This is a genomic window from Pseudomonas aeruginosa (assembly GCF_001457615.1).
Lineage (GTDB): Bacteria > Pseudomonadota > Gammaproteobacteria > Pseudomonadales > Pseudomonadaceae > Pseudomonas > Pseudomonas aeruginosa.
Genome location: NZ_LN831024.1, coordinates 5,051,655 through 5,075,108, shown reverse-complemented (window position 1 = coordinate 5,075,108; position 23,454 = coordinate 5,051,655). Strand labels below are relative to the sequence as shown.

Genomic DNA, 23,454 nt, shown 5'->3' with positions numbered 1-23,454 from the left:
CCCTTTATTGTTGTCATGGCACCTGTTTTACCCACCAGGTTTGCGCCGGTTTCGCCCGCGCCTGGGCGCGGCGGTCGAATACGGCGAGGCGAGCGCTCCTGGCGGAACGCGCGCAGCGCCGTTCTGGAACACGGGCAGGAAAAGCAAAGAAATGAAGTACGGGTCGTGCCGTTCTTCTGCACCCCGGTCGTTTCACGACCGGGGTGGCGTCGGCATCAGGGCTGGTTGGCTACGCCATAGAAGGCGTTCCGCGAGAAGGGGCTGATCTTGAAGTCATGCACCGACTTGTTCATCGGCTGGTACACGGTGGAGTGGGCGATCGGGGTGATCGGCACCTGCTCCTTGAGGATGTGCTGGGCCTGCTTGTACAGCTCGCTGCGTTTGTCCTGGTCGGAGACCCGCTTGGCAGCCTTGACCAGCTTGTCGTAGGCCGCGTCGCACCATTTCGATACGTTGTTGCCGTTGATCGAGTCGCAGCCGTAGAGGGTCGCCAGCCAGTTGTCCGGATCGCCGTTGTCGCCGGTCCAGCCGAACAGCATGGCGTCATGCTCGCCGGCATGGGCGCGCTTGATGTACTCGCCCCATTCGTAGCTGACGATCCTGGCCTTGATGCCGATCTTCGCCCAGTCGGCCTGGATCATCTCCGCCATCAGCTTGGCGTTGGGGTTGTAGGGACGCTGCACCGGCATCGCCCACAGGGTGATCTCGGTGCCCTCGGCGACGCCGGCCTTCTTCAGCAGTTCCCGGGCCTTGGCCGGATCGAACGGGGCGTCCTTGATGGTTTCGTCATAGGACCACTGGGTCGGCGGCATGCCGTTCACCGCCAGTTGCCCGGCACCCTGGTAGACGGCGTCGATGATGGCCTGCTTGTTCACCGCCATGTCCAGCGCCTGGCGTACTTCGAGCTGGTCGAACGGCTTGTGGGTGACGTTGTAGGCGATGTAGCCGAGGTTGAAGCCTGGCTGCGAGGGCACCTTCAGGTTCGCCGCTTCCTGCAGGGCCTTGAGATCGGCGGGGCGTGGGTTGAGGGTGATCTGGCACTCGCCGGCCTTGAGCTTCTGCGCGCGCACCGCGGCGTCGGTGTTGATCGAGAAGATCAGGTTGTCGATCTTCACGTCTTCGGGTTTCCAGTAGTCCTTGTTGCCCTTGAAGCGGATCTGCGCATCCTTCTGGTAGCGGCTCAGGATGAAAGGCCCGGTGCCGATCGGCTTCTGGTTGATCTGCTGTGGCTTGCCGGCCTCGAGCAACTGCCCGGCGTACTCGGCGGACTGGATCGAGGCGACGTCCATCGCCAGGTTCTGGATGAAGGCGGCGTCGACCTCGTTGAGGGTGAACTTCACCCTGTGCTCGTCGAGCTTCTCGACCCTGGCGATGTTCTTGTCCAGGCCCATGTCGGTGAAGTAGGGAAACTCGGTGGGGTAGGCCTTGCGGAACGGATGATTCTTGTCGAGCATGCGCTGGAAGGTGAACAGCACATCGTCGGCGTTGAATTCGCGGGTCGGCTTGAAGTAGTCGGTGCTGTGGAACTTCACACCCTTGCGCAGGTGGAAGGTGTAGGTCTTGCCGTCGTCGCCGATGTCCCAGCTTTCCGCCAGGGCCGGGATCGCCCGGGTGCCGCCGCGCTCGAACTGGACGAGGCGGTTGAACAGGGTGACCGAGGTCGCGTCGTAGTCGGTGCCGGTGGTGTACTGGGCGGGATCGAAGCCGGCCGGGCTGCCCTCCGAGCAGAACACCAGGTTGCTGGCGGCGTGGGAGAACGGGGAGCCGAGGATCAGACCGGCTGCCAGCCAGGCCCGAAGGGGAAGGATCTTACGCATGCAAACCTCATTTTTTCTTTTTCTAAGGGCATCGTCTGAGGATCGGCCTTATGGGCCATGGCAACTCTCGCCTTTCCATGGATGGCGGGTGACAGCCATGGACCCTGTGCGGCGACAGCGATCGTCCGTTTGTTGTTGGTCGACGATTCGCTGATGCCGAAATTAAGTCATGCTGAAATTGTGGTCAACGAAAATTAAGCACGACTAACATTTCTATTGCGAAAACGTTTGCCTGACAGGATGGGAAGGTGCGCTACGGACTGGCTCAGGGCGTCGGATGGTCGTCGAACAGGCCCATGGTGGTGATGGTCAGGACTTCCGCCACATCGCTGCCGACGTTGGCCAGGCAATGGGTCTTGGTCGCGTCGAAGTGCACCGAGTCGCCGGCGCCGAGGGGGTACTGGCGCCCCTCGATGGTGTAGACGATCTGCCCGGACAGGACGTAGGAGAACTCGGCGCCCTCATGGGAGATCAGCTCCGACTGGTAGCCCACCGGCATGTTCATCTTGACCGCATTGATCAGGTTGCCGGGGAAGGAGCTGGACAGGCGTTCGTAGGCCAGCGGCTGGCCCTCGATGGTGTAGCGTACCCGCTCGCCTTCGTGGGAGTCGGGCTGGGGTTGTGCCGGTTGGTCGAACAGGGCATTGAGCGGGATATTCAGCGACTTGGCGATGTTGGCCAGGGAAGAGATCGATACACCGGTGAGGTTGCGCTCCGCCTGGGAGAGGAAGCTCGCGGTGAGACCGGATTCGCTGGCGACTTGGTGCAGGGTCTTCTTGGCGGCGCGGCGATAGCGACGCAGGCGTTCGCCGATGCGGTCTACGGTCGGCGCGGCGATAGCGACGCAGGCGTTCGCCGATGCGGTCTACGGTCATTGGGGAGACTCTTGTTGAAAGGCGCAGTATACCCAGCGCGGGGCGTCAATAAAGTCTGACAGATGAACTACCCGAACCCCTATTTTTTAAGTGTGACTGAAAATTTGTTTTGACCTGAATTTAAGCTCGACTTAAATTTCAGCCCGGTCCAGACGAGGAGAACAACAAATGACCGTGGGTGTTGGCGGGAGTACCCCTGCGCAGGCGCTGGAGCGTCTGCGGAACATGATGGACGGCGCGCAGCCGATCGGCCTGGCGTCTTACCGTGCGCGAATCGCCGCGGCCCAGGCGTGGATGGGCGAGCATGGCATCGCCGCGGCGTACCTGCATGCAGGCAGCAACCTGCGTTACTTCAGCGGCGTGCAATGGCACCCCAGTGAACGCCTGGTGGGTGCTCTACTGCCCGCCGAGGGCGCCCTCGAATACCTTGCGCCGGCCTTCGAGGAAGGTACGGTGCGCGACTTCCAGGTGGTCGATGGCGCCATCCACACCTGGGAGGAACACCAGGATCCCTATCGCCTGCTGCTCGATCGCCTGGAGGCGCTCGGCGTGGGCGAGCGCAGCACGGTCGCACTGTGTCCGAGCCTGCCGTTCGGCATGTTCGAGCGCTTGCGCCAACAGGCGCCGGGCAGGAACTTCGTCAGCGCCGCGCCGCTGATCGACCAGGGACGGATGCGCAAGTCGGCCGAGGAGCTGGCGCTGATGCAGCGGGCCAAGGACATGACCCTGGAAGTGCAGAAGGCCGCGGCGAGCATTCTCCGCGAAGGCATCAGCACCACCGAAGTCGCCGAGTTCATCCACCAGGCGCACCGCAAGGTGGGCGCGCCCGGTTCGACCTTCTGCATCGTCCTGTTCGGTGCCGCCAGTGCCTTCCCGCATGGGGTGAAGCATGCGCAGGTGCTGAAGGATGGCGACATGGTGCTGATCGATACCGGCTGCCAGGTGCACGGCTACCAGTCGGATATCACCCGCAGCTATGTGTTCGGCACGCCCAGCGCACGCCAGCGCGAATTCTGGGGGATGGAGCGCGACGCCCAACTGGCGGCCTTCGAGGCCGCGCGTCTGGGCCAGCCCTGCGAGGCGGTGGACGCCGCCGCGCGGCGTTCGCTGGAGGCCAACGGCCTGGGGCCGGACTACCGCCTGCCTGGCCTGCCGCACCGCACCGGGCATGGCATCGGCATGGATGTCCACGAAGGCCCGTACCTGGTGCGTGGCGATCGCACGCCGCTGGATGTCGGCATGTGCTTCAGCAACGAACCGATGATCTGCGTGCCCGGCGAGTTCGGCATTCGCCTGGAGGATCACTTCTACATGACGGAGGAAGGACCACGCTGGTTCACCCAACCGAGTCCGTCCATCGACGATCCCTTCGGCCTCGGCGGCTGAGCCGGCCGAACGATAACGCCGCACGCGGGAAGGCAAGGGCCAGGGCTTCCCGCGTGCGGCGCAGCGATCAGTCCAGCTTCACCCGCGAAAAGTCCCGCGCCGACATCGGGCTCATGCGGTAGCCGCTGACGTTCTTGCGTTGCGCGTCGAACATCAACGGATGCGCCAGCGGCAACCAGGGCATCTGCTCGTGGAAGATCCGCTGCGCTTCCTTGTACAACGCTACCCGTTGGCTCTCGTCGTTGCTCATGCGCGCCTTGCGGATGGCTTCGTCGAAGCCCTTGTCGCACCAGCGCGCGCGATTTTCCCCGGACTCCACCGAGGCGCAGCCGAGGTTGTGGGTGAGGAAGTTGTCCGGGTCGCCGTTATCGCCGATCCAGCTGTAGAGCATCATGTCGTGTTCGCCGGCCTTGGTACGCTTGACCATCTCGCCCCACTCGAACTGGCGGATGTTCACCCGGATGCCGATGGCGGCCAGGTCGGACTGGATCAGTTGCGCCACTCGCGCCGGGTTGCCGCCGGGGCCGCTGCCGGTGCTGATGTAGAGGTTCAGGGGTGTGTCCGGGGTGACGCCGGCTTCCTTCAGCAGGGCCTTGGCCCGTTCGGGGTCGTAGGGCCAGTCGCGGATGCTGTCGTCGTAGCCGAGCAGCATCGGCGGGTAGGGGCCGATGGCCGGGCGGGCCTGGTCGCCGAAGACGATCTTCAGGTAGGACGACTTGTTGAAGCCCATGGCGATCGCCCGGCGCACGCGCGGGTCGTCGAACGGTTCGTGCCGGGTGTTGATCGCGGCGTGTGAGGTGATCATCGCCGCTTCTTCCAGCACCGTCAGTTGCGGGTCCTGGCGTAACGCGGCGACGTCTTCGGGCTTGGGCGTCAGGGCGATCTGGCATTCGTTGCGGCGCAGGCGCTGCACGCGCACGTTGGGGTCGAGGGTGATCGCCAGCACCAGGTGGTCGATGGCCGGCTTGCCCTTCCAGTAGTCGGGGTTGGCTGCGTAGCGCACCTGGGCATCCTTGCGGTAGCGGGTGAAGACGAACGGGCCGGTGCCGATCGGCTTGCTGTTGAGTTCGTCGCCCTTGCCCCTGGCGATCAGTTGGCCGGCATATTCGGCGGAGAGGATCGAGCCGAACGGCATGGCCAGGTCGGCGAGGAACGGCGCCTCCGGGTGCTTGAGGACGAAGCGCACCTGATGTTCGTCGATCTTCTCGATGCGCTCGATGATGTCGCGCAGTTGCATGGCGTCGGCGTAGGGGTAGCCGCTGGGCGAAAGGTCGTGGGCGGGGTGCTGCGGATCGAGCATGCGCTGGAAGCTGAACAGCACGTCGTCGGCGTCGAATTCGCGGGTTGGCTTGAAGTAGTCGGTGCTGTGGAATTTCACGCCTTGGCGCAGGCGGAAGGTGTAGACGAGGCCGTCAGCGGAGACGTCCCAGCTTTCCGCCAGGGCCGGGATCACCGTGGCGCTGCCCGGAGCGAACGCGGCCAGCGCGTTGTACAGCGGATGGGCTGAGGCGTCGAAGGTGTAGCCGGAGGTATAGCGGGCCGGATCGAACCCTTCCGGCGCCGCTTCGGTGCACACCGCCAGGGTCTTCGGCTGGGCCTGGATGGCGGCGCTGGCGGCGAGGGCGAGCAGCAGCAGGCTGTAGCGCAGGGCAGAGCGTGGTCGCATGGATGACTCCTCTGGAGTGGGACGGCCGGGTCGGCCGCCCCGGGGAGAGGCGCCGCCTCGCTCGTGGCGGGGCGGCGCGGCTGGCAGGCGAAGCTACTTGCCGACGCTGACCTCGTAGAACGAGTTCAGGCCGAAGGGACTGATCCTGAAGTCGTGTACCGTCTTGCGCATCGGCTGGTACACGGTGGAGTGGGCGATCGGGGTGATCGGCACCTGTTCCTTGAGGATGTGCTGGGCCTGCTTGTACAGCTCGGTGCGCTTGCCCTGGTCGGTGGTGCGCTTGGCATCCTTGACCAGCTTGTCGTAGCCGACGTCGCACCATTTGGAGAAGTTGTTGCCGTCCACCGCGTCGCAGCCGTAGAGGGTGCCGAGCCAGTTGTCCGGGTCGCCGTTGTCGCCGCTCCAGCCGATCAGCATGGCGTCATGCTCGCCGCCCTTGGCGCGCTTGATGTATTCGCCCCATTCGTAGGTGACGATCTTCGCCTTGATACCGATCTTCGCCCAATCGTTCTGCAGCATTTCCGCCATCAGCTTGGCGTTGGGGTTGTAGGGGCGTTGTACCGGCATGGCCCACAGGGTGATCTCGGTGCCCTCGGCGACGCCGGCCTTCTTCAGCAGCTCCCTGGCCTTGGCCGGATCGTAGGGCGCGTCCTTGATGGTCTCGTCGTAGGACCACTGGGTCGGTGGCATGCCGTTGCTCGCCAACTGGCCGGCGCCCTGGTAGACGGCGTCGATGATGGCCTTCTTGTTCACCGCCATGTCCAGCGCCTGGCGTACTTCCAGCTTGTCGAACGGCTTGTGGGTGACGTTGTAGGCGATGTAGCCGAGGTTGAAGCCGGCCTGCGACGGCAGGTTCAGGTTCGGGTCCTTCTTCAGCGCGTCGAGGTCGGCGGGGCGCGGGTTGAGGGTGATCTGGCACTCGCCGGCCTTGAGCTTCTGCGCGCGCACCGAGGCGTCGGTGTTGATGGCGAAGATCAGGTTGTCGACCTTCACCTCGTCCGGCTTCCAGTAGTCCTTGTTGCCCTTGAAGCGGATCTGCGCATCCTTCTGGTAGCGGCTGAACACGAACGGGCCGGTGCCGATCGGCTTCTGGTTGATGTCGCTGGCCTTGCCCTGCTTGAGCAGTTGCGCGGCGTATTCGGCGGACTGGATCGATGGGAAGGGCATCGCCAGGTTCTGGATGAAGGCCGCGTCGACCTCGTTGAGGGTGAACTTCACCGTATGCTCGTCGAGCTTCTCGACCCTGGCGATGTTCTTGTCCAGGCCCATGTCGGTGAAGTAGGGAAACTCGGTGGGGTAGGCCTTGCGGAACGGATGATCCTTGTCGAGCATGCGTTCGAAGGTGAACAGCACGTCGTCGGCATTGAATTCGCGGGTCGGCTTGAAGTAGTCGGTGCTGTGGAACTTCACGCCCTTGCGCAGGTGGAAGGTATAGGTCTTGCCGTCGTCGCTGACGTCCCAGCTTTCCGCGAGGCCGGGAAGGACCTTGGTGCCGCCGCGCTCGAACTGGGTCAGGCGGTTGAAGACGGTTTCCGCCGCGGCGTCGAAATCGGTACCGGTGGTGTACTGGGCGGGATCGAAGCCGGCCGGGCTGCCTTCCGAGCAGAAGATCAGGTTGCTGGCGAAGGCCTGGGGAACGGCGGCGACCAGCGCTGCGCCGAGCAGCGAGGGCATGATCGCGGAGCGGATGACGGCGTTTCTACGCATGGAGTGACCTCTGGTTATTTTGATTGTCTGCGAGGGACAGCCTCGTGAGCTGTCTTGCGCGAAGCTATGCAGGGCATGTGCCGGCCGCAAGCGTCGAGGTCGGTTCAGTGTAGATGTTGTTATCCGTTTGAAAGGGAATGTCGCATTTTCGAATTTGCGCAAACGCGACGCAGGCCGCGTTTGCTGCGCGAGAGACAGTGGAAACGCAAGAGGCAGCCCGGAGGCTGCCTCTTGTGGTGCGCGCCGACCGGATCAGGGCATCTGCACCTCGATCACACCGTCGGCGTTGACCGTGACCTGGCTGGTCCCGGCCTCGATCTCCGGCGCCTGGGCGCCACCGAAGCTGGCGTCGGCCTTCATCGCCGCCATCCGCATCACCGGGTACGGGCGCGGTGCGCCGGCGCTGTTCACGCTCAGGCTGACCAGCTTGTAGCCCTTGCCGCCGAGCGCCTCGGTGAGCAACTGGGCGCGCTCCTTGAACGCGTCCACGGCGCCTTTCATCAATTGGTCCTCGTTCTTCTTGCGGGTCGCATCGGCGATGCTGAAGTCCATGCCGCCCATCTTCAGCTTGCCCAGCAGGTCGGCGGAAAGCTGGCCGAGGGCGGCGAAGTCGGAGCTTTCCAGGCGCAGCTCGGCGCGCTCGCGCCAGCCGGTGATCTTCTGGCCCTTGTCGTCGTAGACCGGATAGCTGTTGCGACTGCCCAGGCTGATGGTCACGCCCTTGACCTTGCGCGCGTCGGCGACGGCGGCGTTGAGGACGCTGGTGGTCTCGGCGGCGAGCTTGGCCGGATCGCTGCCCTGGTTTTCGCTGTAGAGGGTGACCTGCATCAGGTCGTGGGCCACCTGCTGGCTGACTTCGGCGTGCAGCGAGACCTGGTTGTAGCGCGGCGCTTCCTCGGCGACGGCCGAGAGGCTGGCGGCGCAGAGGGTGACGGCGGCGGCCAGGCGGGAAATCGCAGACATTGGGCAACTCCTTGTACTAAGGCTGAATTCACACTGTAGAGCATCGTTCCGGCAGGCGTGGCAAACACGCCTATACGCCAGTCTTGGACCATGAGACGAAGGCTTTTCCCGGAACGGGTTAGGCGATTTCGGAAAAAACGTGAAATTTACTGATCTGAGCCCTGACAGCGCTCGGCGAAACAGGGCAGGATGGCGACCTGCGAGGTTTCTGAGTCACTTTGCCGCAGAGTTGCCGACAGCGTCTTGGCTATACTCGCGCTTATTCCGGAAGAAAACATGCGCGCACCGGTTTTCCTGCTCTCCGCCAGTCGCCAGAACCTTGGCCGTCTGCTCCTCATCCGTATTCTCGTGCTGGCCGCGCAGGCCGGCTCGGTGGGTTTCGCCTGGCTCTCCGACCTGTTGCCGCTGCCGTGGCTGGCGCTCGGCCTGACCCTTGGCCTGTCCGCCTGCCTGATTCTGTTCACCGCGCTGCGCCTGCGCGCGCCGTGGCCGGTGACCGACCAGGAGTACGCGGTACAATTGGCCTGCGACCTGATCATCCACAGCACCTTGCTGTATTACTCGGGCGGCTCGACCAACCCCTTCGTCTCCTATTACCTGGTACCGCTGACCATCGCCGCTGCGACCCTGCCCTGGATCTACTCCATGGTGCTCTCCGGCCTGGCCCTGACTGGCTACACCCTGCTGCTGATCTGGTACCACCCGCTGCACCTGCAGGCGGTTCAGCACGAGGCGATGCTGATCAACCTGCACCTGTTCGGCATGTGGCTGAACTTCGCCCTGTCGGCGGCCTTCATCACCTTCTTCGTGGTGAAGATGTCCGAGGCCCTGCGCTGGCAGGCGCACATGCAGGCCGAGCGGCGCGAGGAAAGCATGCGCGACCAGCAGTTGCTCGCGGTGGCCACCCAGGCGGCCGGTGCCGCGCACGAACTGGGTACGCCGCTGGCGACCATGAGCGTGCTGCTCAACGAGCTGCGCCAGGAGCGCCCGCAGGACCCGACCCTGCAGGAAGACCTGGCATTGCTCCAGGAACAGGTCAAGCAGTGCAAGCACACCCTCCAGCAACTGGTACGGGCGGCCGAGGCCGACCGCCGTCAGGCGATCGAGGAGCAAAGCGCCGCGGAATGGCTGGAATCGGTGCTGCGCCGCTGGCACCTGATGCGTCCGGAGGCTTCCTACCGCTACCAGTGCCTGGGCCTCGGCTCCGCGCCGCGCCTGACCCCGCCGACCGACCTCAGCCAGGCTCTGCTGAACCTGCTGAACAATGCGGCGGACGCCTGTCCCGACGACCTCGACATCCGCCTGGACTGGGACAGCAGCAGTATCTGCCTGAGTATCCGCGACCACGGCGTCGGGGTGCCCCTGGCGATCGCCGAACAGATCGGCAAACCGTTCTTCACCACCAAGGGCAAGGGCTTCGGCCTCGGCCTGTTTCTCAGTCAGGCCAGCGTGACCCGCGCTGGTGGAACGGTGAAGTTGTATAACCACGAAGATGGCGGCACTCTGACCGAACTGCGCTTGCCGCGCAGCTACGGAATGGCTTGAGTGATCCGTCTGAGAGGCCCTGCCTATGTCTGAAGAGCTGCTCTTCGAAGGGGAAGAACAACCCCATCTCCTGCTGGTGGACGACGATCCCACCTTTACCCGGGTCCTGGCGCGGGCCATGAGCCGTCGCGGCCTGCGGGTCAGCACCGCCGGCTCCGCCGAGGAAGGCCTGGCGCTGGCCCAGCAGGACACGCCGGACTATGCCGTGCTCGACCTGAAGATGGAAGGCGACTCCGGCCTGGTGCTGCTGCCGAAGCTGCTGGAGCTGCACGCGGACATGCGGGTGGTGATCCTCACCGGCTATTCCAGCATCGCCACCGCGGTGGAGGCGATCAAGCGCGGCGCCTGCAACTACCTGTGCAAGCCGGCGGATGCCGATGACGTGTTGGCCGCGCTGCTCTCCGAGCACGCCGACCTGGACACCCTGGTGCCGGAAAACCCGATGTCGGTGGATCGCCTGCAATGGGAGCACATCCAGCGCGTGCTCGCCGAGCACGAGGGCAACATCTCCGCCACCGCCCGCGCCCTGGGCATGCATCGACGGACCTTGCAGCGCAAGCTGCAGAAGCGGCCGGTACGGCGCTGAAGCGTAAATGACAACGGGGGCGCCGCATGGCGCCCCCTATACTTTCCGCTTTCCGTCGAATCGCGGTGGATTTCGCACATTCCGCCGGTCGCCGGGGATATCCAGCGGACAGCGCAATCGTTAAGATGCAACTTTCATGAATCGCACGACCAGGGATTGATCATGCGTATCTTCGGTTCGAGTGCCGGCTGCCTGTCGGTGCTGTTCGGACTGGCCTTCGGGCTGCCTGCACTAGCCGAGCCTTCGGTGGACCTGGATGGTCCGACGGCAGGCTGGCGCTATTCCGGCCTGCTCGAACAGCCCGATGCCCCGCGTGTCGCCTATCCGACTCCGCCCATCGATCGCGGCGGCCAGCGCGGCCGCAGCCTGATCGAAGGACACCTGCGCGAACTGGTCGGCACCGAGCGCGCCCAGCGCCTGGTGGTCAACGGCAATCCTCTCCCTCTCTATACCGACGGCGCCGGGCGCTTCGTCCGCCCCTATGCGTTCGGCCACGGCTCCAACGGCGTCCAGGTCGGCAGCGCCGACGGCAAGATCCTCAAGCGCGTACAGTTCTACGAGGCCAATCGCTCCCAACTGCCGCCGCGCGTGCGCGTGGTGCTGGGTTGGGACGATCCGAAGGCCGAGCTCGACCTGCATATCGTCACCCCCGATGGCCAGCACGCCTACTGGGCGCATCCGCGCCTGAGCAACAGCGGCGGCCTCGATCCGGACGGCGTCGACGGGCCCGGCCCGGAGATGTTCACCATGGGCGCGCCGCTGCACGGCACCTACCTGATCTACGTGAACTACTGGGGCAACCTCAACAACCAGGGCTACAACTTCCAGGCCGGCAGCAACGTACAGGACGTGATCACCGCGCAGGTCAACCTGGTGTTCAACGAAAACAGCGTCGACGAGAAGCACGAGACCTTCGTCGTGCCCCTGCGCACCATCGGTGACCTGGTGCTGGTCAAGACCTTTACCTACTGAAGCATCCCCTCGTACGGATGACACGGGATTAGCGAACCATGAGCGAGAACAACACCCCCAGCCCTGCCAACGGAACCCCTGCGCCCGCCGCTGCGCGCACCCGAAGCGCCCTGTGGCCGGTGCTGGGGATCGTCGCCGCGCTGGCCGCCGGCGGTGTGCTGGCCTGGCAGATGGGCTGGCTGGAGCGGCTCGGCGGAGGGCGCCCGGCCGAAGAGGACCTCGGCCAGCCGATCGGCGCCCAGGCACCCGCGGACGCCGACGCGCCACGTGCCTACCGTGACCTGCGCAAGCCCGACGCGCTGATCGAGAGCGTGTCGCTGAGCCGCCTGCCGAAGGAAATCCTCGAGGTGCCGTTGCTGCGCGATACCCTGACCGAGGACTTCGTCTTCTATTACGAGAACAATGGCGACCGCCTCGGCCTGACCGGTACGTTGCGGCGGATCATCTACGAGCACGACCTGACCCTGAAGGACAGCCTGGTCGAGGAACTGCTCGACCAACCGGCCCAGGTCGCCCTCTGGCGCGGCGCCGACGGCCGCCTGCGCGACTTCGTGGTGGTGCTCAAGCGCGGCGGCCTGGCGCGGGTGCTCGAGCCGCTGGCCCATATCGCCGCCGACGACCAGCAGTTGCGCAAGGTCGGCGAGTTGGCGGGAACCTCGGTCTATCGCCTGCGCTACGGCAACGACAAGGCGATGCTGTTCCTGTCCAAGGGCGACCGGCTGTTGTTGCTGTCGAACCCACGGATGCTCTTCGACGATGGTGGCGAAAGCGACGACAGCCCGCTGAACGCTCCGGCCAGCGAAGACCTGGAGGCACTGCTCGACGGCGACGAACTGTTCCCCGAGCGCTTCGGCCTGCCGGGCCGCGGCGAGCTGCGCCAGCGCATCACCCTCAATGCCAGCGTCCTGGCCATGGGCTACCAGCGCTTCATCCCGAGCTTCGCCGGGGTGCGCTTCGAGAAGGGCGAGCAGGGCTGGAGCAGCTACCTGGCGCTGAACGAGGTGGAACGCCAGCCGCCGCTGGACTTCGCCCCGGTCTGGCAGGCCATGCCGATGGGCGCCAGCGCCTGCGTGGCGCTGCCGGTCACCCCTGGCCTGTACGGGGTGATGCTGGAGCGTCTGGGGGCCGAGCAGAAGATGGCCCAGGCCTTCTCCGAGCATCTCAGCGGCGCTGCCGGTCTCTGCTGGTACGCCAGTTCGCGGCTGCATTCGCCGCTGCTGGTGGGCCAGTTGAGCGCGCCGGCCAGTGCCGAACTCGACGACGAGCTGGGCAAGCTGTTCGGTCGCGTGATCGGCGCGAAGGAAGCCAAGGTCGAGGGTGGCAGCTTCCCGGTGGAAGACCGGGTGGATGGCCAGACCCGCCGCTGGACCCGCCAGGTCAGCTCGAACTTCGGCGCCTATCCGGCCAGCCAGGCGGACAACCCGGAGAGCATCAGCGGCCGCGCGTTCTTCCGCATCGGCATGGCGCGCCATGGCCAGACCCTGCTGTTCTCCCTCGACGACCAGTTGCTCGGCAAGGCCCTGGACACCCTCGACAAACGCTATCCGCCGCTCGCCGAGGTGTTGCCGAAGGATGCGCTGGTACCGGCCTACCTGGCGCCGCAGCCGCTCTCCGAACTGCTGCAACGGGAAACCCTCGACAGCCTGCCGCAGGACATGGAGCCGGTATTCCGCAATGCCGCCGACACCTACCTGATGCCGCGCCTGAAAACCCTCGCCGGCAAGGGCAGCTACGCCCTCGGGCTGCCTGCCGGAAGCCAGGCCAACGCACCGTGGCAATGGCTGCCGCTGGAATGGCGGTCGCTGTGAGACGCCTGACTGCCTTCGGCCTGGCGCTGCTCCTGCTGGCCAGCGGCGTTGCCCGCGGCGAGCCCGCGGTAACGCTCGACCCGCAGCAATCGCAGGTATTCCGCGCCTGGTTCGTGCGCATCGCCCAGGAACAGTTGCGCCAAGGGCCGAGTCCGCGCTGGCACCAGCAGGACTGCGCCGGCCTGGTGCGCTTCGCCGCCAACGAGGCGCTGAAAGTCCACGATGGCAAGTGGCTGCGCGCCAACGGCCTGTCCAACCGCTACCTGCCCCCGGAGCTGGCGCTCAGTCCCGAGCAACGGCGCCTGGCGCAGAACTGGCAGCAGGGTGGCGGCCAGGTCGGGCCCTATGTGAATGCGATCAAGCTGGTGCAGTTCAACAGCCGGCTGGTCGGTCGCGACCTCAACCAGGCGCGCCCCGGCGACCTGATGTTCTACGACCAGGGCGACGACCAGCACCTGATGATCTGGATGGGCCGCTCCATCGCCTATCACACCGGCAGCAGCACCCCGACCGATAACGGCATGCGCTCGGTCAGCCTGCAACAACTCATGACATGGAAGGACACCCGATGGATCCCCGACGAATCCAATCCCAACTTTATCGGCATCTATCGGCTGGCTTTCCTCTCTCAATGAATCGCGTCCCAGTGAAGACCACAGCAATGAGCAACCTGCGCCGTTTCAGCCGTAGCCTGGCGGTCGCCGCCCTGGTCCTGCTGCCGTTCGCCGCCGTCCAGGCGGAAGACACGGTGGAACCGAGCGGCTACACGCCGATGGCCGGCGAATCCTTCTTCCTGCTCGCCGACAGCAGCTTCGCCACCGACGAGGAAGCGCGGGTCCGTCTCGAAGCGCCCGGCCGCGACTACCGGCGCTACCGCATGGAGCCCTATGGCGGGGTCGACGTGCGCCTGTACCGGATCGAACAGCCGCTGGAGTTCCTCAAGCGGCAGAAGAACCTGCACCGGGTCCTGGCCGAGGGACAGTTCAAGGGCGAAGGCCTGTCGAACACCCTGGCCTATCTCTGGGACAACTGGTATCGCAAGTCGCGCCGGGTGATGCAGCGCGCCTTCTCCTACGAGTCGCGGCAACAGGTCACCGAGGCGGTGCCCGAGCTGAAGATGGGCAACGCCATGACCGCGCCGACGCCCTACGACGCGCAGCCGCAATACGCGCCGATTCCCGGCCTGCCGCTGGTCAGCCAGTTCCGCTATCCGCTGTGGGACGCCAAGCCCATCGAGCCGCCGCAGGACGTAAAGCTGGCCGGTTCCTCCAGCGAGTTCATCAACGTCGTGCCGGGCAATGTCTACATCCCGCTGGGCAAGCTGAAGCCGGGCCTGTACCTGGTCGAGGCGCTTGTCGGCAAGTACCGCGCCACCACCGTGGTGTTCGTCTCCAACAGCGTGGCGGTGAGCAAGGTCGCCGGCGACGAGCTGCTGGTCTGGACCGCACGCAAGCACGAAGGCACCCCGGTGCCCGACACCAAGGTGCTGTGGACCGACGGCCTGGGCGTGATGAGCAGCGGCAATACCGACGCCGACGGCCTGCTGCGGCTCAAGCACGCCAGTCCGGAGCGCTCCTACGTGATCGGCGAGGACCGCGAGGGCGGGGTCTTCGTCTCCGAGAACTTCTATTACGACAGCGAGATCTACGACACCAAGATCTACGCCTTCACCGACCGCCCGCTGTACCGGCCGGGCGACTGGGTCTCGTTGAAGATGGTCGGCCGCGAGTTCAAGGACGCCCGGCAATCCCAGGCCGCCGCCAGCGCGCCGGTGCGCCTGAGCGTGATCGACGCCAGCGGCACGGTATTGCAAAGCCTGGACCTCCGCTTCGACGCGAAGAGCGGCGCCAATGGCCGCTTCCAACTGCCGGAGAACGCCGTCGCCGGCGGCTACGAGTTGCGCTTCGACTACCGCGGGCAGACCTACAGCAGCGCCTTCCGCGTCGCCGAATACATCAAGCCGCACTTCGAAGTCGCCCTCGACCTGGCCAAGCCGGACTTCAAGACCGCCGAGCCGGTGAAGGGCGAGATCGTCCTGCTCTATCCGGACGGCAAGCCGGTGGCCAACGCGCGCCTGCAACTGAGCCTGCGCGCCCAGCAGTTGTCGATGGTGGACAACGAACTGCAGTATCTCGGCCAGTTCCCGGTGGAACTGAGCAGCACCGAACTGACCACCGACGGCGAGGGCCGCGCCGCCATCGAATTGCCGCCGGCCGAGAAACCCAGTCGCTACATGCTGACCATCTTCGCCAGCGACGGCGCCGCCTACCGGGTCAAGACCAGCAAGGAGATCCTCATCGAGCGCGGCGCCGCGCGCTACCGCCTGAGCGCGCCGCAGCGCTTCAGCGCCGCCGGCGAGAAGGTCGAGTTCAGCTATGCCAGCGAACAGCCGACCCCGCTCAAGCCGAGCAGCTACCAGTGGATCCGCCTGGAGGACCGCGCCACCGACAGCGGTCCGGTCGCCGACGGCCGCTTCGCGCTGACCTTCGAGCGCCCCGGTACCTATTCCGTGGAGCTGCGCGACGACAAGGGCCAGCTCCTTGGCGCCACCGGCCACTCGGTGAGCGGCGAGGGCGTGAAGTCGGTGCCGGGCACCGTCGAGGTGGTGTTCGACAAGCCCGAGTACCGCACCGGCGAGGAAGCCTCCGCACTGATCACCTTCCCCGAGCCGGTGGAGGATGCGCTGTTGTCCCTGGAGCGCGACAAGGTCGAGGCCACCGCCCTGCTGTCCAAGGGCGCCGACTGGCTGCGCCTGGAAAAACTCAATCCGACCCAGTACCGCGTGTGGATCCCGGTGCGCGAGGAGTTCTCACCGAACCTGACCTTCTCGGTGCTCTACACCAAGGGCGGCGACTACAGCTTCCAGAACGCCGGGATCAAGGTCGGCATGCCCCAGGTAGAGATCGACATCGCCACCGACAAGGAGCGCTACGAACCGGGCGAGACGGTGACCGTGACCCTGGCCACGCGCTTCGCCGGCAAACCGGTTTCCAGCCACCTGACCGTCAGCGTGGTGGATGAGATGGTCTATGCCCTGCAGGCGGAGATCGCCCCCGGCATCGACCAGTTCTTCTACCATCCGCGGCGCAACAACGTGCGCACCAGCGCCAGCCTGGCCTTCATCAGCTACGACGTGGCGTTGCCCGGCAGCACCAGCGCACCCGGACGGGCGAACCGCAGCGAGCGCGGCGTCAAGGTACTGGAGCGGCCGCGCCGCGAGGATGTCGACACCGCCGCCTGGCAGCCGGAGCTGGTCACCGACGCCCAGGGCAAGGCCAGCTTCAGCTTCCGCATGCCCGACTCGCTGACCCGCTGGCGGATCACCGCACGGGCCATCGACGACAACGGCCAGGTCGGCCAGAAGAAGCAGTTCCTTCGCTCGGAGAAGCCGCTGTACCTGAAATGGAGCGGGCCGACCCGCTTCCGCCAGGGTGACCAGCCCGACCTCGGCCTGTTCGTCTTCAACCAGGGCGAACAGCCGGTCAAGGCCGAGCTGCTCAGCGGGCCGCCTGGCAGCCAGCGCAGCCAGCCCCTGGAGCTGGCCAAGGGAGTCAACTACATACCGCTGGCGCAACAGCCGCTCAGCGATGGCGACTGGAGCGCCGAGCTGCGCCAGGACGGGCAGGTCCGCGACCGCCTGGCGGTGCGCTTCAACCTGCTGGCCGACGGCTGGCAGGTGGAGCAGGCGCAGAACCTCAGCCTGGCGGCGGCGAGCAACCCGCTGCAACTGCCGGCGGACGCCCGCGACGTACGCCTGCGCCTGGCCGATGGCCCGGCCGCGGCCTACCTGGGCAATCTCGATGACCTGCTGGAATATCCCTACGGCGGCGTCGAGCAGACCGCCAGCCAACTGCTGCCGCTGAGCATCGCCTATCCGGCGCTGGCCGGCGGCGAGCCGCGGATTCGCGACCGCCTGCGCCTGATCATGCAGAACAGTCGCCTGCGCCTGGTGCAGATGGCCGGCCCGGACGCCTGGTTCGCCTGGTGGGGCGGCGACGTCGATGGCGACGCTTTCCTCACCGCCTACGCCTACTACGCCGATTGGTACGCCAGCCGCGCACTGGAGATCCAACTGCCGGCCGAACACTGGCAGCGCATCCTCGAGCCCTACGCCAAGCAGGCGACGCAGACCCCGCTGCTGCAGCGTGCGCTGATCCTGGCTTTCGCCCGCGACATGCAGTTGCCGGTGAACACCCTGCTCGGCGGCCTGCTCAACGACCTGGCCAACGCCGGCGAAGGGCAGGCGCGCGCGGAGCCGCTGGAGGCCGACGACGGCCTGGTGCTGGGCGACCCGGACTCGGCCGTCGGCCTGGCCGCGGCGCGAGTGCTGGCGGTGGACCTGGCACGGCAACTGCGGGTCGCGGTGCCCGCTCCGCTGGCCGCCCAGGCCGAGACGGCGACGCAGCGCCTGCGTGAGGCCGGCTTGCCGTTCACCGATGCCTTGCTGGCCTCTCGCTCGGCCGTGGATGGCCAGCAGGTCAGCGCTCTGCTGCAACGCCTGGCGCCGGCGCAATCGACCCTGGAACGCGCCCTGGCCCTGACCTGGCTGCAGGGCGCGTTGGCCCAGGCGCCGCAGGGCAAGCTGCCGCAGCCGCCGAAGGACTGGCAGGCGCAGCGCGGCGCCAGCGGCGAAACCTACTGGCAATGGCGCGGCCGCGGCATTCCGAGCTGGGTCGACCTGGACGAGGCGCCGGCCCGGCCGTTGCCGGTTGCGCTCAGCTACCGCAGCGCCCAGGCGCCGAGCGGGCAACTGCCGGTGCAGATCAGCCGTCGTCTGCTGCGCCTGGTGCCCGGTGAGGGGGCGTTCGAGTTCAAGGTCGAGGAGGTTGGCGACAAGCCGCTTTCCAGCGACGAACTGTATCTCGACGAAGTGACCCTGAACGTTCCGGAAGACACCGCTCTACGCTACGGCATGCTGGAACTGCCGCTGCCGCCCGGCGCGGATGTCGAGCGCACCACCTGGGGCATCAAGATCAGCGGCCTGGCCGGCGACGAAGCGACCACCCTGGAGCGCGCGCGCAACGAACCGGGCGAGTTGTTCTACGGGGTGCCGGTGGACAGCCTGAGTGGCGAGCAGCGTTTCCGTCACCTGGTGCGTTTCTCCCAGAAAGGCAGCTTCAACCTGCCACCGGCCCGCTACCTGCGTCTCTACGCGCCGGAACAGCAGGCCCTGGAAGCCAAGCCGGCGCTGGCCAAGGTCAAGGTCGAGTGATTGCGTTGCGCGCCTGGCTGGTCCTGCTGTGCGCCGTGCCGTTGCTGCTTCGCGCAGCGGAGGCGCCGGTCCAGCTGGCCTGGCGCACGACCCAGGGCTACGAACTGGTGAGCCTGGATCGCCAGCGGGTACTCGAGCGCCGGCCGTTGCCGGCCGATTTGCAGGCTCCGCTGGGCAGCCTGTGGAAACTGTTCGTCTTCGCCTGGCTGAGCGACACCGGCCAGGCCGAGCCGCCCTATACCTGCCAGGGGCGCAGCCGCGAGGAGGTCTACTGCTGCGAGAATGGCCAGACGATCGGTCGTGACCGCGCCCTGGTGCGCTCCTGCGGGCTGTATTTCGAGCCGCAGCGCCTCGCCTTGCGGCCGGAGGCCTGGCGCGGCTACTGGCAGGCGCGCCAGGCACCGGCCTGGTTGCTCGATCTGGAACGGCTGCAACCGCAGACGCGGGTGCCGGTTAAGGAGCTTCTGGAGCAGTTGCAGCAACTGCCGGCCCAGGGCGAGGCGCGGCGGGTACTGCTCGACGTGGCGTTGCAGGCCGGCGACGGCCATGCCGTGGCCAGCCTTGGCGGCCGCCTGCGGGTGAAGACCTGGAGCTGGCTCGACGACCATGACCCGCAGGCGCGCCAGGGCGGTTTCGCTGGCTGGCTGGTCGATGGAACGCCGCTCTGGCTCGGCGGCCCGGGAACCAGCAAGATGATTCTGGACCGCTACGCCGAGGTGCTCGGGCGCTTCCTGCCGAGTCCGTGGCCGGCCGATCCGGGCCGTTGCGTGGAAGTGAACCTGTTCAGCCGCTATCCGCTGCGCTCGGTCAGCGATCCCTCCGGCCACCCGGCCGCCGAAGGCCTGCTGCATGGTCCGCAGCAAGTGCTCTTCGCCAACGGCAATCGACTGGACATCGCCAGCGCCGGCGACCTCTTCCTGCAACGGGTGGATGGCGTGCCGCGCCTGGTCGCGCGGGTTTCGCGCGAAGAGTACGTGGCGCGGGTGCTGGAGCGCGAAGCCTCGGCGCAGCCGAAGGAAGCCGCTCGCGCGCTGGCGGTGACCATTCGCACCTATCTATTGCAAAACGCCGCGCCGCGCGGCGAATGCCTGGCCATCGATGACAGCAGCCAGCGCCAGCGCGTGGCGCCGCGCCCGGCCAGCGCGCCGACGCGGCGGATCGCTGCCTGGAGCGCCGACCTGGTGCTGGCCGGGGCGACCGTCAACTATCACTCCGACCAGCCTGGTCCGGCGCGCCTGTCCTGGAAGCACGCGGTGGAGCAAGCCGGGCAGGGACTGGGCTACGACAGCATCCTCGCCCAGGCTTTCCCGCGCAGCAGCCTGAGCCGCTGGGACAACCCGGTGGCCGCCTGCCAGCCGTTGCCGGCTGCCGAAGACTGGCTGCGCAAGCAGCGCCGGCAGTGGCGCGAGCGTCTCGACCGAGAGCCCGGCTACGAGGAGATTCCGAGTTTTTCCGTGTGCCGCCTGGCTTCCGGGCGGCCCTATGTCGATCGCGAGCGCGAACGCATCTTCGTCCGCGGCCTGTATTCCCTACAGGAACGCTTGGACCTCACCCACGAATACCTGCACCTGGCCTTCCGCGCCCATCCCAGCGGCCAGGACGAAAACTATGTCGAAAGCCTGGCCCGGCGCCTGCTACTGGAATGACTCCATGAACCGAATGTCCCTTGCCGCCCTGCTCAGTTGCCTTCCCCTCGTCGCCTGGGCGGACAACCCCGTGAAACTGGATACGCCGGTCTCCGGCTGGCGTGCCGGCGACGGTTCCGCCGCCAATTACCGGCAGGTGGTGAACTACCCGGCGTCCTCGGTCAACGTCGCCGCCGACCAGGCGACCACCGCGCGCATTCGCGGCGCGATCGAGAGCCAGCCCAAGGACCGCCCGGCGACGCTGGTGGTGAACGGTGTGAGCATGCCACTGAAGGTGGACGCCGATGGCAGCTTCGACCGCCCGTTCGCCTTCCCGTCCGGCAGCAACAGCGTCGAGGTGCGCAACGCCGCCGGGCAGTCGCGACGGGTCCAGTTCTATCACGGTGGCGGCGGCGGGGAAGTGCCGGCCAAGCTGCGCGTGCTGCTGTCCTGGGACAGCGACAACACCGACCTCGACCTGCACCTGGTGACCCCGGACGGCGACCATGTCTGGTATGGCAATCGTTCGCTGGCCAACGGCGCGACCCTGGATGTCGACGTCACCACCGGCTACGGCCCGGAAATCATCGCCACGCCGACGCCGCAGAAGGGGCCCTACCTGGTCTACGTCAACTACTTCGGCGGTGGCTACGGCAGCAGCGAGGATGGCGCCGAACAGGCCGCCCAGGACCTGACCACGGCGCGCATCACCCTGGTCACCGAAGAGGGCACGCCGAACGAGAAACAGGAAACCTTCCTGGTGCCGATGCGCAAGCCTGGCGAGCTGACGCTGGTGAAGCGCTTCAGTTATCCGTAGGCGCCTGCGCTCGGTCCCATAGGGCGGATAACGCCCCTGGCGTTATTCGCCGTCGCTCAGGCATCGGTGTTATCAACCCGTGGCCTGACGGCGGCGCTCATGCCGCTGCGAATGGCTCCTGGGCTCAGGCGGGCTGTTCGCCCTGCCAGGTATCGATCGCTTCCTGCGCCGCACGGAACGCATCGATCGCCGCCGGCACCCCGGCATAGACCGCGCAGTGCAGCAGTGCCTCGCGGATTTCCTCCACCGTGCAGCCGTTGTTCAGCGCACCGCGCACGTGCCCCTTGAGTTCCTGCGGGCATTTCAGGGCGGTCAGGGCGGCCAGGGTAATCAGGCTGCGGGTCTTGCGCGGCAGCGCCTCGCGGGCCCAGACCGAGCCCCAGGCATGCTCGTTGACGAAGTCCTGCAATGGCTGGGTGAAGGCGGTGGCGTTGCCCATGGCGCGCTCGACGAAGGCGTCGCCCATGACTTCACGTCGGATCTCCAGGCCGGTCTTGCCTTGTTCGCTCATCGGAAGGTTCCTGTCGTGGGTAGAAGGTGGCTCAATCCAGCGACTCTATCTGAACCGGCGCCACGCCGCTGCGGATCATACCCAGGCCTTCGGCGGCCTTGCGCGATACATCGATGATCCGTCCGCGGCGGAACGGCCCGCGATCGTTGATCCGCACCACCACGCTGCGGCGGTTGTCGAGGTTGGTTACCCGCACGCGGGTGCCGAACGGCAACGTGCGGTGGGCAGCGGTCATTGCGTTGGGGTTGTAGCGCTCGCCGCTGGCGGTACGCAGGCCTGCGTGGCGGCTGCCATAGTAGGAGGCTTCGCCGGTATCCGCGGAACCGCTGCCGGCGAGGCTGGAGCAGCCGGCGAGGAACAGGGGCAGGACGGCGAGGGCGAGGCGCGCGGCGGCGGATGGGGTGGGCATGGACAACAGGCTCCTGGCGGACAAGAAGACGCCGGGCGAACCCGGCGTCTGGCTTTGACTCACGCTTCGAGCTTTTTCTTCAGCAACTCGTTCACCTGCTGCGGGTTGGCCTTGCCTTTCGAGGCCTTCATCGCCTGGCCGACGAAGAAGCCGAACATCTTGCCGCGCTTGGCCTCGTCGGCGGCGCGGTACTGCTCGACCTGCTCGACGTTGGCCGCCAGCACCTCGTCGAGCATCTTCTCGATGGCGCCACTGTCGGTGACCTGCTTCAGGCCCTTGGCCTCGATGATCTGGTCGGCGGAACCCTCGCCGTTGGCCATGGCTTCGAAGACCATCTTGGCGATCTTGCCGGAGATGGTGTTGTCCTTGATGCGCAGGATCATGCCGCCCAGTTGCTCGGCGGACACCGGAGACTGCTCGATCTCCAGGCCGTCCTTGTTGAGCAGGCTGCCCAGCTCGACCATCACCCAGTTGGCCGCCAGCTTGGCGTCGCCGCAGATGCCCTGGACCTTCTCGAAGTAGTCGGCCATCTCGCGGCTGGCGGACAGCACGCTGGCATCGTAGGCGGACAGGCCGTACTGGCTCTCGAAGCGTTCGCGCTTCTGCACCGGCAGTTCCGGCAGTTGCTCGCGCAGCTTCGCCAGGTACTCGGGCTCGATGACCACCGGCAGCAGGTCGGGACAGGGGAAGTAACGGTAGTCGTTGGCTTCTTCCTTGCCGCGCATGGAGCGGGTCTCGTCCTTGTTCGGGTCGTACAGGCGGGTTTCCTGGACTACCTTGCCGCCGTCCTCGATCAGCTCGATCTGGCGCTGGATCTCATGGTTGATCGCCTTCTCGATGAAGCGGAAGGAGTTGACGTTCTTGATCTCGGCGCGGGTGCCGAATTCGGCCTGGCCCTTCGGTCGTACCGAGACGTTGCAGTCGCAGCGCAGCGAGCCCTCGGCCATGTTGCCGTCGCAGATGCCCAGGTAGCGCACCAGGGCGTGGATCGCCTTGACGTAGGCCACGGCTTCCTTGGCGCTGCGGATGTCCGGCTCGGAAACGATCTCCAGCAACGGCGTGCCGGCGCGGTTCAGGTCGATGCCGCTCATGCCCTGGAAGTCTTCGTGCAGGCTCTTGCCGGCGTCCTCCTCCAGGTGCGCGCGGGTGATGCCGATGCGCTTGCTGGTGCCGTCTTCCAGGGTGATGTCGAGATGGCCCTTGCCGACGATGGGATGGTCCATCTGGCTGGTCTGGTAGCCCTTCGGCAGGTCGGGGTAGAAGTAGTTCTTGCGGGCGAACACGTTCTGCCGGTCGATCCGTGCGTCGATCGCCAGGCCGAACAGGCAGGCCATGCGTACGGCCTCCTCGTTGAGCACCGGCAGGGTGCCCGGCATGGCCAGGTCGACCAGGCTGGCTTGGGTATTCGGCGCGGCGCCGAAGGCGGTCGAGCTGCCGGAGAAGATCTTCGATTGGGTGGCGAGCTGTGCGTGGATTTCCAGCCCGATCACGGTTTCCCATTGCATGTGGTGTTCCTCAATCCTTCTGTGCCTGCGCAGTCCCGCTGCCGACCCTG

General features: G+C 66.3%; 17 protein-coding genes. 9 read left to right on the top strand and 8 right to left on the bottom strand.

Features of this window, described 5'->3' with window-relative positions:
* Positions 1-215: 215 nt before the first annotated feature.
* Together AT700_RS23365 and psdR are read right to left on the bottom strand one after the other, a co-directional pair.
* Positions 216-1,817, bottom strand: coding sequence for an ABC transporter substrate-binding protein (locus tag AT700_RS23365; protein WP_003116233.1), 1,602 nt, complete (start codon positions 1,815-1,817; stop codon positions 216-218).
* 265 nt (positions 1,818-2,082) lie between these two features.
* On the bottom strand, positions 2,083-2,655 hold the full coding sequence (gene psdR, locus AT700_RS23360) for a transcriptional regulator PsdR (protein ID WP_058207840.1): 573 nt from the start codon (positions 2,653-2,655) through the stop codon (positions 2,083-2,085).
* Between the two features lie 205 nt (positions 2,656-2,860).
* Here psdR and mdpA point away from each other — a divergent pair, with 205 nt between their 5' ends.
* A complete protein-coding gene (mdpA, locus tag AT700_RS23355) occupies positions 2,861-4,078 on the top strand; it encodes a metallopeptidase MdpA (RefSeq protein WP_003116232.1) in 1,218 nt (405 codons plus the stop codon).
* 67 nt (positions 4,079-4,145) lie between these two features.
* Here the strand turns inward: mdpA and AT700_RS23350 are convergent, their stop codons facing one another.
* The 3 genes from AT700_RS23350 to AT700_RS23340 all read right to left on the bottom strand — a co-directional run bounded on the left by AT700_RS23350 (position 4,146) and on the right by AT700_RS23340 (position 8,414).
* Complete coding sequence (locus AT700_RS23350) at positions 4,146-5,744, bottom strand: ABC transporter substrate-binding protein (RefSeq protein WP_003112862.1); 1,599 nt, start codon at positions 5,742-5,744, stop codon at positions 4,146-4,148.
* A 93-nt stretch (positions 5,745-5,837) separates the two neighbouring features.
* Positions 5,838-7,451, bottom strand: a complete 1,614-nt coding sequence (locus tag AT700_RS23345; protein WP_048521660.1) for an ABC transporter substrate-binding protein — start codon at positions 7,449-7,451, stop codon at positions 5,838-5,840.
* A gap of 252 nt (positions 7,452-7,703) precedes the next feature.
* Complete coding sequence (locus AT700_RS23340) at positions 7,704-8,414, bottom strand: SIMPL domain-containing protein (protein WP_003094423.1); 711 nt, start codon at positions 8,412-8,414, stop codon at positions 7,704-7,706.
* Positions 8,415-8,690: 276 nt separating this feature from the next.
* Between AT700_RS23340 and AT700_RS23335 the strand changes: the two genes are divergently transcribed.
* The 8 genes from AT700_RS23335 to AT700_RS23300 all read left to right on the top strand — a co-directional run bounded on the left by AT700_RS23335 (position 8,691) and on the right by AT700_RS23300 (position 20,979).
* On the top strand, positions 8,691-9,959 hold the full coding sequence (locus AT700_RS23335) for an ATP-binding protein (RefSeq protein WP_003094421.1): 1,269 nt from the start codon (positions 8,691-8,693) through the stop codon (positions 9,957-9,959).
* Between the two features lie 25 nt (positions 9,960-9,984).
* Entirely contained in the window at positions 9,985-10,545 is a 561-nt protein-coding gene (locus AT700_RS23330; RefSeq protein ID WP_003106283.1) for a response regulator transcription factor, read from the top strand.
* 162 nt (positions 10,546-10,707) lie between these two features.
* Positions 10,708-11,517 (top strand): YfaP family protein, encoded by an 810-nt coding sequence (locus tag AT700_RS23325; protein ID WP_003094417.1) that lies wholly within the window; start codon positions 10,708-10,710, stop codon positions 11,515-11,517.
* Positions 11,518-11,555: 38 nt separating this feature from the next.
* On the top strand, positions 11,556-13,325 hold the full coding sequence (locus AT700_RS23320; RefSeq protein WP_003116230.1) for a DUF2138 domain-containing protein: 1,770 nt from the start codon (positions 11,556-11,558) through the stop codon (positions 13,323-13,325).
* The gene (locus tag AT700_RS23315) at positions 13,322-13,960 is read left to right on the top strand and encodes a DUF1175 domain-containing protein (RefSeq protein WP_003112865.1); all 639 of its coding nucleotides are present in this window, start codon (positions 13,322-13,324) and stop codon (positions 13,958-13,960) included. The genes AT700_RS23320 and AT700_RS23315 overlap by 4 nt, the downstream gene beginning before the upstream one ends.
* 26 nt (positions 13,961-13,986) lie before the next feature.
* Positions 13,987-18,537: an alpha-2-macroglobulin MagD gene (gene magD / locus AT700_RS23310; RefSeq protein ID WP_048521657.1), complete on the top strand. Its 4,551-nt coding sequence runs from the start codon at positions 13,987-13,989 to the stop codon at positions 18,535-18,537.
* Positions 18,534-20,183 (top strand): YfaQ family protein, encoded by a 1,650-nt coding sequence (locus AT700_RS23305; protein ID WP_003106536.1) that lies wholly within the window; start codon positions 18,534-18,536, stop codon positions 20,181-20,183. Before magD ends, AT700_RS23305 begins: the two co-directional genes overlap by 4 nt.
* A gap of 4 nt (positions 20,184-20,187) precedes the next feature.
* Positions 20,188-20,979 (top strand): YfaP family protein, encoded by a 792-nt coding sequence (locus AT700_RS23300; protein ID WP_003112868.1) that lies wholly within the window; start codon positions 20,188-20,190, stop codon positions 20,977-20,979.
* 124 nt (positions 20,980-21,103) lie between these two features.
* On the opposite strand, the gene AT700_RS23295 is transcribed toward AT700_RS23300, so the two are convergent.
* Genes AT700_RS23295 through gatB form a run of 3 tightly spaced genes read right to left on the bottom strand, consistent with a single transcriptional unit; the run spans position 21,104 to position 23,404 of the window.
* On the bottom strand, positions 21,104-21,490 hold the full coding sequence (locus AT700_RS23295) for a carboxymuconolactone decarboxylase family protein (RefSeq protein WP_003094405.1): 387 nt from the start codon (positions 21,488-21,490) through the stop codon (positions 21,104-21,106).
* 31 nt (positions 21,491-21,521) lie between these two features.
* Positions 21,522-21,899, bottom strand: coding sequence for a septal ring lytic transglycosylase RlpA family protein (locus tag AT700_RS23290; RefSeq protein WP_003106540.1), 378 nt, complete (start codon positions 21,897-21,899; stop codon positions 21,522-21,524).
* A 59-nt stretch (positions 21,900-21,958) separates the two neighbouring features.
* The gene (gatB, locus tag AT700_RS23285; protein WP_048521654.1) at positions 21,959-23,404 is read right to left on the bottom strand and encodes an Asp-tRNA(Asn)/Glu-tRNA(Gln) amidotransferase subunit GatB; all 1,446 of its coding nucleotides are present in this window, start codon (positions 23,402-23,404) and stop codon (positions 21,959-21,961) included.
* Positions 23,405-23,454 lie beyond the last annotated feature (50 nt).

Bases quoted from the DNA above. Each gene is read 5' to 3' on its own strand.
- AT700_RS23365 (WP_003116233.1), bottom strand. From the start codon at position 1,817: ATGCGTAAGATCCTTCCCCTTCGGGCCTGGCTGGCAGCCGGTCTGATC.
- mdpA (WP_003116232.1), top strand. From the start codon at position 2,861: ATGACCGTGGGTGTTGGCGGGAGTACCCCTGCGCAGGCGCTGGAGCGT.
- AT700_RS23350 (WP_003112862.1), bottom strand. From the start codon at position 5,744: ATGCGACCACGCTCTGCCCTGCGCTACAGCCTGCTGCTGCTCGCCCTC.
- AT700_RS23345 (WP_048521660.1), bottom strand. From the start codon at position 7,451: ATGCGTAGAAACGCCGTCATCCGCTCCGCGATCATGCCCTCGCTGCTC.
- AT700_RS23340 (WP_003094423.1), bottom strand. From the start codon at position 8,414: ATGTCTGCGATTTCCCGCCTGGCCGCCGCCGTCACCCTCTGCGCCGCC.
- AT700_RS23335 (WP_003094421.1), top strand. From the start codon at position 8,691: ATGCGCGCACCGGTTTTCCTGCTCTCCGCCAGTCGCCAGAACCTTGGC.
- AT700_RS23330 (WP_003106283.1), top strand. From the start codon at position 9,985: ATGTCTGAAGAGCTGCTCTTCGAAGGGGAAGAACAACCCCATCTCCTG.
- AT700_RS23325 (WP_003094417.1), top strand. From the start codon at position 10,708: ATGCGTATCTTCGGTTCGAGTGCCGGCTGCCTGTCGGTGCTGTTCGGA.
- AT700_RS23320 (WP_003116230.1), top strand. From the start codon at position 11,556: ATGAGCGAGAACAACACCCCCAGCCCTGCCAACGGAACCCCTGCGCCC.
- magD (WP_048521657.1), top strand. From the start codon at position 13,987: ATGAGCAACCTGCGCCGTTTCAGCCGTAGCCTGGCGGTCGCCGCCCTG.
- AT700_RS23300 (WP_003112868.1), top strand. From the start codon at position 20,188: ATGAACCGAATGTCCCTTGCCGCCCTGCTCAGTTGCCTTCCCCTCGTC.
- AT700_RS23295 (WP_003094405.1), bottom strand. From the start codon at position 21,490: ATGAGCGAACAAGGCAAGACCGGCCTGGAGATCCGACGTGAAGTCATG.
- AT700_RS23290 (WP_003106540.1), bottom strand. From the start codon at position 21,899: ATGCCCACCCCATCCGCCGCCGCGCGCCTCGCCCTCGCCGTCCTGCCC.
- gatB (WP_048521654.1), bottom strand. From the start codon at position 23,404: ATGCAATGGGAAACCGTGATCGGGCTGGAAATCCACGCACAGCTCGCC.